This window comes from Chroococcidiopsis cubana SAG 39.79 (genome assembly GCF_003991895.1).
Classification (GTDB): domain Bacteria; phylum Cyanobacteriota; class Cyanobacteriia; order Cyanobacteriales; family Chroococcidiopsidaceae; genus Chroococcidiopsis; species Chroococcidiopsis thermalis.
The window spans coordinates 1-8,370 of the sequence record NZ_RSCK01000157.1; the positions used below are offsets into that span (position 1 = coordinate 1).

The window sequence follows — 8,370 nt, forward strand, 5'->3', positions numbered from 1 at the left end:
CCAAGGCTTTGCTACTACAAGGTTGAGCGCATAATTGCATCTTAGCTCAACTGGTATTCTGTTTGATAGAAACCGCCTTATGGCAGACAACTTATGGCATCCGGTCAGCAAATGGGCGATCGCTCTCAGTTTAGTTATGGCACAAGTCGATTTGGTGAAAATTTAGAGACTCTGCAACAAAAAGCGTAGAGTAATAAGTTAGAAACTACGAGCGAATCTTCCAAGCCCTATTTAAACTACTTCAGGAAACTAAAATGCTGCAATCGGAGAATACAAAACAAATTCCCTTGATGAGTTTGAACCGTTTTGAAGCATTTAGTGACGGCGTATTTGCGATCGCAGTGACTTTACTTGTGATTGAAATCAAAGCACCTGACCTAACACAGGCAACCTCATCTGAAGCAATTACCAAACTTCTCCAAGTTTTACCCCACATTTTAAGTTATGCCACCAGTTTTATTGTTATTGGCGTAATTTGGATTAATCATCATGCACTCTTTCATTTTATAAAAAGAGTCGATCGCACTATTTTAGTAATCAATTTACTATTATTGATGTGCGTTGCTTTTATCCCTTATCCTACGGCGCTTATTGGTGAGTATGGAGCATCGTTACCCGTCGTTGTTTTTTATGGGCTTTCGTTAGCAATTACTGGATTTGCTTACAACGCGCTCTGGTTTTATGTTGTCCGTCGCTACATCAAGACTGAAAAACTCATTCACCAAAAAGTTGTTCAAAAAGCAACTATTTGGACTCTTAGCTATCCAATTTCTTATCTTGTTGCCGCAGGTTTGGCTTTTATTAGCATCAACTTGAGCATCCTACTTTACGCGCTCATTCCCTCGTTTTATCTTCTGCCAGGAATTATCGACAAGCAATTGATGGAACAAGTCTGAAGCAACCAGACAGACTTGTTCCCAGTGCCTATCGAGGAATTAGCACTGTATCAATAATATGAATCACGCCATTATCTGCTTCGACATCTGGTGTAACAACTGTAGCGTCATTTACCTTGACACCATTGGAGGCATCAATTTTCACCGTTGAACCTTCTGTTGTAGTTGCTGATTCAAGTTTCACTACATCGGCTGCCATTACTTTGCCAGATACGACATGGTACTCTAATACCTTTCTTAGTTGAATGACATCTTCTAATAGTGACTCAACAGTTCCTGATGGCAGCTTTGAAAAAGCCTCATCGGTTGGTGCAAAGACGGTAAATGGTCCTGCGCCAAGACCAGCAGTAGTAATAGCCATTACTAAAGTGCTGAAAGTACCTGCATTAATTGCAGTATCTACGATATCAGGCATAAATTTTCGCGTTAGTTAGATAAACAGTAGCGTATTCGCTCAACGAGTCGCCCTCCTAACTCTATAGTGAAATAGCTGAAAAACCTAGTTATCCTAAAAATTTTGCTACTTGTTCGCACAAGGCGCGCTCTCATCTATCTACTACATTCAAGAGTAGTTCAACAAACAAGCTTATAGTTTAGAAAAGATAATCCCAGGAAACTGAAATGACTCAACTAAAAAATTTAGATTCTTCCCAAGTAAATCAAAAGAAAGTACGGCTTTACGGTCAACCAGACTCAGCACAAGCCTATGAAATTCGCGATTTTCTTAACCGTACTGTTGTTGAATTTGATTGGGTTGCACTCACTTGTGATGCTGATTGCAACAGAGAACTGGGATTGCCATCTCTAAGCAACGTTCGATTGCCAGTGGTTGAATTGCCTGATAGAACACAGTTATTTGCTCCCACCATTCACGAAATTGCTCAACATTTGGGGTGGGTAACGCAACCAAAATTTAAAGAATACGACGTATCAATTTATGGTGCAGGTCCGGCGGGGTTAAGCGCTGCGGTTTATGCTGCTTCCGAGGGTTTGCGTACAGTTTTAGTTGAGCGTCATGCTGTGGGAGGGCAAGCTGGCACGAGTTCTCTAATTGAGAACTACATGGGCTTTCCTGAAGGAATTAGCGGTGCTAATTTAGCCGAACGCGCGCGGCAGCAGGCTGTTAAGTTTGGCATAGAGCTTCTGCTATTACGCGAGGGAATGAAATCGGAATTTAAGAATAATCGGATCTATACAGATATGGCAGATGGCAGCAAAATGATTGCACGAGCAAATATTTGTGCAACTGGTGTAGAATATCGGCGGCTGAATTTGCCCAACGAAGACCAATTTTTAAAAGTCGGATTGTTCTACGGTGCGGGTGCAAGCGAAGCACCGATGTGTCAAGATGAACACGTCTTTATCGTTGGTGGCGGTAACTCCGCAGGTCAAGCCGCTATGTATTTCTCTCGCTATGCACGGAAAGTAACAATTTTAGTGCGCGGCAATAATTTGGCAGCAACCTTATCGCATTATCTAATTAACCGGATTACAAATACTAGCAATATTGAGGTGCTGTTTCAATCTCAAGTTACTAAGCTAATTGGCGATACATCGCTGCGGCAAATTGAAATTACTAATTGTAGTGACGGAGGAGTGCAGCAAATCGATACGGGGCGACTATTTGTTTGCATTGGTGGTGCGCCAAATACTGAATGGGCAAAAGATACTAATATTATCCGCGATCGCTCAGGTTATTTAATTACTGGCTCAGACTTACTTAAAGATGGTCGTCCACCTCAGTGCTGGACTCTAGAACGCGATCCTTTTTTCCTAGAAACGAGTGTTCCAGGTTCCTTTGCTGCGGGTGATGTCCGGCACGGTTCTGTAAAGCGTGTGGCTTCAGCCGTTGGCGAAGGTGCGATGGCTGTGACTTTTGCTCACAAATATTTAGAGGAAACAGCTTAAGCTGCGTTGAGATTAAAACGCTTGTTAGATATTTGATTGCGTTCAACAACGGGTGCGAGTAGCAATGGAACCAAAAACTGGGTTAAGCTCAAAACCCTTGCTATTTGGTCTTTTTAGCGCCTACTAAAATAGTGCTTCGTTCACTCAAAATTCCTGTGATAAGAACTTTTATCACAGGAATAAAACGCCGAAAACTTCCTGGAACAAGGGATACAGGAAAGATCTAAAAACCTGCTTTTTTATCGTTATCACAGGAATAAAATCCTTAACCTAGTTTTTTGTTCCGATGATACTAGCACCCCAACAACGCCCAGTAGCGCATGATGCGACAAGCGTGCTAACCGCAAGCATCGGCACTGTATAACAGTTTGTAAAACAGTAGTATTTTCGAGCAGTCCTGTTTACAAGTAATCCTAATTTAATAGAACTGTTTTGCTAATAAATACAACAGTTCCAACAAGTTCAATTACTGTTCATTCAATCAATTTGTTGAGGATATATGACTGCCAAAGTTGAAATTTATACGAGTAAAAGTTGCTCATACTGCCGTCAAGCCAAAGCTTTATTAAAGGAAAAAGGCGTTGAGTTTATTGAATACAGCATTGATGGAGATAAGATAGCACGCTCTGCTATGGCAGAGCGTGCCAACGGTCGATATTCCGTACCTCAAATTTTTGTCAACGATCAACCTATTGGTGGTTGTGATGACCTGTATGAATTGGACGACCTGGGCAGGCTTGAGCAATTTCTACAAGTAGATTTATAAGCAAAAGTCCGTATATTCTTGCACCAATTCTCAACTAGGCATGGACTGATGGCAGTGCTACAAGGGATGAAAGTAGCGAGCCTGACACGAGCCGCCACGCGACCTCTGAAAGTATTGCTGTGAAAGGATTACAAAAATAAAATTGCTCTGAAACTCGAAAATCGCCGAAAACCCTTGTTTTTGTTGTGCCAATTGAACTTTAAGCTATTTGGTACAGATTTGACAAGGTAACCATGAGGGTTTCAGGCTACAAAATTCAGTGAGGTTTAAATGGTACAGCTTTAAGTGTGTATCCAGTTAATCAAAATCTCATTTTTAGGGTAAAAGTGGAAAAATTTTCTGAAACTCTCTCTGGGTAGCGGTTTCAGCCGTTACGTGGCACTTCGGTGCAGCTTGTCGGGTAAGGAGGCACACGTCGCCGTGTCCCCCTCCCCAAAGAACTGCCCGTGACAGTTATCCCATCAGGCAGCTCAAGCCTTCAGCAACTGGAAACTATTCTCACAACGATGTATTTGATGGTGACAGGAGGAGTGAAGGTGGACGAGATTTTCAAAAGAATCTGTTCCTCCATCCTTAGCCTGTAGTATGTGGTGAGTATGCAGTGCTTCTCCATTGAATAGGGATTCGAGGCAGACTGGGCATCGCCAGTTTTGACTCTCGGCGACTTTGTAATACTTGGAGCCAAACTTTCAATAGGATTTACCAAATCGGGTTTGTCGATGTTTCCAGTAGTTGTAGCGACCCGAAATCATAATCGCTTCGACCTGAAATCATCGCAGTTTTGAGACCACATTAAATGAGAATAAGCGGGTGGTTGAGACCACATTAAGTGAGAATAGAACCACCTTAAATGACACCAGACCGAAATCATAAATTTCAGACCACATTAACTGAGAATGAAAATTGGTGAGGAAACCAGTAAAGAAAACGGAGGATTTATTTAATCTCTAACACTCAACTTCTACATCGCACCGCTACTTTTGCCCCTAAATCAGCGTTCGCACTGAAAGAACCTGAGTTTTGGTTTATTCAGCAAAGAGCTAAACATTTAGGGTTAGAAATTAGTGTAAGTCAACGCATGAAAATTGAAATGTGGGCGAATGAATCATACAAAGAGCGCTACGGACAAATCCCCTTGATGCAATCCTTTCGAGGCACTCAATCAAGTGCTTACCCCCCAGCAGATTTAGATATATTAGATGCCACTATCAAGGGTGTAATAGCACAAGGTCATGGTTAAGTGTTGTGGGCTAGAGGACAACCGCTCCGGTGCTGCATTTATCCGTTCGTGCAATGTTGCGTTAAGTAAATAAAAACAACCGTCGCAAATTATAGCCGCTTATTGTAAAGATAAAACAAGTATAAGCAAAAATCATCTAAATGCCCCAAACCATCATTCTCTCGTCAAGGGATTGATAAGTAAAACTTTAAGTAGAGTTAACCTATCTTACCCGAGCACAATAAATCAATACTTTGAGCCACCTGTTCTACGAAACTGTCCAAAGGTGTAATCTGTTGATACGGACAAGATTTAGCCAATGAAAGTTGCGGGAAACGGGCAGGGAAAAATACTCACCCCAGAGGAATTGAGGCGGTTATTTACTGACGGGTTGCGTATTCCACGCGATCGCGCTTTGTTTGGCATCTGCTTATTCACGGGTTGTCGAGTGTCCGAAGCGCTGGCACTCCAAACCACTGACATTCAGGGTGAAACGTTGACTTTTAGAAAGTCTACCACCAAAGGCAAGCTGAAAACTCGCGTGGTTGATATCCAACCTGGTTTAGCCCAACTGTTGGCAGAGTATCAGCCCCTCAAAGAGGGGGCGTTGTTTCCAGGGATGCGGGGGCGATCTGTAACCTTGACTCGGTTCGCGGCAGACAAAATCCTCCGCGATGCTTGCCATCGGGTGGGTTTGGAAGGAGTCAGCACCCACTCGTTTAGACGCACTGCCCTCACGATGATGTCCAGCGCCGGAATCCCCTTAAGGGTGATTCAAGAAATCAGCGGACACAGCGATTTGGGAACATTGCAACGATATTTGGAAGTGACTTCAGAGCAGAAGAGGAACGCTGTAGCGGCGATCGGGTTTTGATGCAGAGCGCTTTTGTCTCAGCCCATAGGGGCAAAGCGGCTAATCAGCACTCTTGAGTGACACACTGCGATCTCCCTCACATCTACATTTCCTACGAGCGATCGAAGCACTTTCGGGAGCGGGATTGGGACGACTGCATATACTTGCGTAGCTTCTCATGGTGGTAGGGGGGTGGCTCTTAGCCCACGACCCTAACGTTGTTGGTCGCCATTAGGTATGCTTTATTTGTGCTGGATTTGTGCTACTGTTCCAGCCTACTCCTTTTCGCGTTTGTATGCCAAATAAGGTCTTGAGTATGCGCTTTGCAGCATACTCGGAGCTAAAAGAAGGGCGGCGATCGGCAACGGAACAATAAACAAAGAACAAGATCCGCTCTTGTTCGCACTACTACTCTCTTGCCCCAGGATTAGCGCTAGCGACTCAAGAAGCACCAGGAGGAATGACATCGTGCTTCAAATGAACCATTTAGTTTCAGTAATTGTACTCAATCATCTGGCTGTTAGCTCTGGCAAGATTGAAGTCTAAATCAATCAGTCTCAAAACCATTCTCCAGAAGGGGGGCTGATAAATCACATTTAACTTTTGACTTGCTTACTTACCCAACCGTGTTTCTTCTAAATCTAGATCGCGCTCGATCCGGTGCAGCACTTCATCGTTAATCGCTCCCTGATTGCGTAGTTGGATCGCCGTTCTCCGTTCGGCACTCAGCATCTCGTGTTGTAAGCGGCGAAAGGCTGTAAGCCTTTCGCGACTACCCATATCGATCGCGACACAGCAAGCACTGATGCTGCGGATGCGCTGGTCATATTGAGTTCGCAGCCATTGAATCAACTCTGCTTCTGTCTGTCCGCAGTCTTTAGTCAGGAGTTCGTCAAGGCGATCGAGCGCGGCTTCAGCTGCTCTCAGTCGTCCTTCCATCTCCTCCCGCTCGATATTATCTTCGTCTTCAATTTTGAGCCAGCGAATCAGGAGTGGTAGAGTCAACCCTTGTAGCACCAGCGTTACCAAAATAACGCAGAAGGTGAGAAACAGAATTAAGTCGCGATTTGGAAAAGGAGCGCCATTGTTTATGGTTAAAGGTAGTGCTAAAGCTGCTGCCAGCGAAACAACACCCCGCATTCCAGCCCAACTGATGAGCAAGAGTAATCGCCAGGAAGGGTAGGGATCGCGTTCGCGCAGTTTGGGATTGAGAAACCGAGGAATGTAAGCGGCTGGATATACCCACAGTAGGCGCACGGCGATCGCCACGACACTGACAAGGATACCGTACCATACGAGAGTTGCTAATGAATACTCGGAGATCTCTTCGAGAATGGTCGGTAGTTGCAGACCGATCAGAATAAATATCAAACCGTTGAGCAGAAAAACAATGAGATCCCACACTGCAATTGTCTGAATGCGAGTTCTGGGTGATAGGACTTCGGGGCTTTTTCTGCGATGGTATAACCCTAATGTCACCACTGCCAACACTCCCGACACGCCCAAGCGTTCGGCTAATATGTAGGTTAAAAAGCACATCAAGATCGAGCTGGTAATTTCTACCAGAGAATCGTCCATCAAGCTATGAATCTTAACGACTATCCATCCCATCGCTAACCCAATTAAGACTCCACCAATTGCCATGAGAAAAAAGCGCAGTCCAGCTTCCCAGAGCGAGAACGCACCCGTGGCAACAGCAGCTACCGCAAAGCGATACGCTACTAAACCCGTGGCATCATTAATCAGGCTCTCGCCTTCCAAAACCGTGACAACGCGGCGAGGAACGTTGAGTCGCTGGGTAATAGCGGTGGCTGCTACGGCATCAGGAGGTGAAACGATCGCTCCTAAGACAAAGCCTGTTGCCCATGTAACTCCACCGATTGCTAGATGGGCAACCGCCGCCACAGCAAACGTAGTTGCTAACACCAAACCGATCGCTAGTAGTAAGATCGGTCTGAGATTGAAGCGAAAGTCGCGCCAAGAAGTGTACCATGCTGCTGAATTCAGTAAGGGTGGTAAAAACAAGACGAAGACGAGTTCGGGATTCAGTTCTACATGGGGAAGACCAGGTATAAAACCAAGCACGAGTCCACCAATAACAAGCAGAATCGGATAGGGAACTGCCAGCCTTTGGGCAACTACTGCAAGAGCGGCGACAGCCAAGAGCAGTCCAAGAATAATCTCGATTTCGTGATGCATGACAGATGAGTGCGATCGCTTAGGTATTAGACAACTTATCACGCCGAAAATTGAAAGAAAACCTGTAAAAGCAAGCTAGGTATAGCAGAAGTCATTTTGAGCTCAAATCGTCCCGCCGCTAATCTCCCCATCGTAGTTCCGCCATTTTAGGAACGGGGGCTTTGGGCGGTTACTACGTGGATGCCTAAGCCTGGGGGGTGACTCCCTGGCTTAGGCATCCTACATACAGGTCGCGAATGACGAGCGAGTCCATTCCACGAACGGCTTTAATCAATTGGCGATTGACTCGTGACTTTTCCAGTGCCGGATGAGCAAATCAAATCAAGCTCCGGTTTGGCTGATCCATTGATTTGAGTGAGTGACACGATGGAGTTGATGGCAATCTAAAAACGATTCAGCAGGTTTTCCAAGCGTGTGCGATTGCTGAGCGAAACTAATTTGTTTAAACCCAGCGTCGCAAAGTGAGCGACAAAGAGAATCTCGACCACAAAATGACTGAGAGCTTCTAAGGTGACAGCGAGCCACATTG

Annotated in this window: 7 protein-coding genes and 1 pseudogene; 5 read left to right on the plus strand and 3 right to left on the minus strand. The window is 44.9% G+C overall.

The window, feature by feature from the left end:
• Positions 1–254: 254 nt before the first annotated feature.
• Positions 255–896 carry a TMEM175 family protein gene (locus DSM107010_RS35530; protein ID WP_106166695.1) on the plus strand — a complete coding sequence of 214 codons (642 nt, stop codon included), beginning with the start codon at positions 255–257 and terminating at the stop codon, positions 894–896.
• Positions 897–924: 28 nt separating this feature from the next.
• On the opposite strand, the gene DSM107010_RS35535 is transcribed toward DSM107010_RS35530, so the two are convergent.
• Positions 925–1,311 (minus strand): fasciclin domain-containing protein, encoded by a 387-nt coding sequence (locus DSM107010_RS35535; RefSeq protein WP_106166694.1) that lies wholly within the window; start codon positions 1,309–1,311, stop codon positions 925–927.
• Between the two features lie 206 nt (positions 1,312–1,517).
• On the opposite strand from DSM107010_RS35535, the gene DSM107010_RS35540 reads away from it, so the two are divergent.
• Both DSM107010_RS35540 and grxC read left to right on the plus strand, forming a co-directional pair.
• Positions 1,518–2,804, plus strand: a complete 1,287-nt coding sequence (locus DSM107010_RS35540) for an NAD(P)/FAD-dependent oxidoreductase (protein WP_106166693.1) — start codon at positions 1,518–1,520, stop codon at positions 2,802–2,804.
• A 499-nt stretch (positions 2,805–3,303) separates the two neighbouring features.
• Positions 3,304–3,570, plus strand: coding sequence for a glutaredoxin 3 (grxC, locus tag DSM107010_RS35545; protein ID WP_106166692.1), 267 nt, complete (start codon positions 3,304–3,306; stop codon positions 3,568–3,570).
• Positions 3,571–4,040: 470 nt separating this feature from the next.
• On the opposite strand, the pseudogene DSM107010_RS43395 reads toward grxC, so the two are convergent.
• Positions 4,041–4,199 (minus strand): annotated as a pseudogene (locus DSM107010_RS43395) (HNH endonuclease); the annotation flags it as partial.
• A 449-nt stretch (positions 4,200–4,648) separates the two neighbouring features.
• Here DSM107010_RS43395 and DSM107010_RS39105 point away from each other — a divergent pair.
• Together DSM107010_RS39105 and DSM107010_RS35555 are read left to right on the plus strand one after the other, a co-directional pair.
• A complete protein-coding gene (locus DSM107010_RS39105; protein WP_158631958.1) occupies positions 4,649–4,810 on the plus strand; it encodes a hypothetical protein in 162 nt (53 codons plus the stop codon).
• A 298-nt stretch (positions 4,811–5,108) separates the two neighbouring features.
• Complete coding sequence (locus tag DSM107010_RS35555) at positions 5,109–5,663, plus strand: tyrosine-type recombinase/integrase (protein ID WP_106166691.1); 555 nt, start codon at positions 5,109–5,111, stop codon at positions 5,661–5,663.
• 591 nt (positions 5,664–6,254) lie between these two features.
• Here the strand turns inward: DSM107010_RS35555 and DSM107010_RS35560 are convergent.
• A complete protein-coding gene (locus DSM107010_RS35560) occupies positions 6,255–7,841 on the minus strand; it encodes a Na+/H+ antiporter (RefSeq protein WP_106166690.1) in 1,587 nt (528 codons plus the stop codon).
• Between the last annotated feature and the right edge of the window lie 529 nt (positions 7,842–8,370).